This is a genomic window from Streptomyces sp. RPT161, assembly GCF_027533845.1.
Taxonomy (GTDB): Bacteria; Actinomycetota; Actinomycetes; order Streptomycetales; family Streptomycetaceae; genus Streptantibioticus_A; species Streptantibioticus_A silvisoli_A.
On the sequence record NZ_JAPZVN010000106.1, the window covers coordinates 1 to 524 of the forward strand.

The window sequence follows — 524 nt, forward strand, 5'->3', positions numbered from 1 at the left end:
GGCAACAACTTCCCGGTGTTCTTCATCCAGGACGCCATCAAGTTCCCGGACTTCGTGCACGCGGTGAAGATGGAGCCGCACAACGAGATGCCCACGGGTGCCTCGGCGCACGACACCTTCTGGGACTTCTGCTCGCTGCAGCCGGAATCGACCCACATGCTCATGTGGCTGATGTCGGACCGGGCCATCCCGCGCAGCTTCCGGATGATGCAGGGCTTCGGAGTACACACCTTCCGGTTCGTCAACGCCGAGGGTCGTGGAACCTTCGTGAAGTTCCACTGGAAGCCGAAGCTGGGCGTCAACTCCCTTGTGTGGGATGAGGCGCAGATCGCCGCAGGCCGCGACCCCGACTTCAACCGGCGCGACCTGTGGGAGGCGATCGAGGCGGGCGAGTTCCCGGAGTGGGAGCTGGGGGTTCAACTGGTCGCCGAGGAGGACGAGTTCAGTTTCGACTTCGACCTGCTCGACGCCACGAAGATCATCCCCGAAGAACTGGTGCCGGTCCGGCCCATCGGCCGACTGGT

Annotated in this window: 1 protein-coding gene; it reads left to right on the plus strand. The window is 63.7% G+C overall.

All coding sequences use genetic code 11. The features are described from left to right. The coding region (locus O5O46_RS35110) for a catalase (protein ID WP_269859744.1) at positions 1–524 on the plus strand (524 nt) is incomplete at both ends.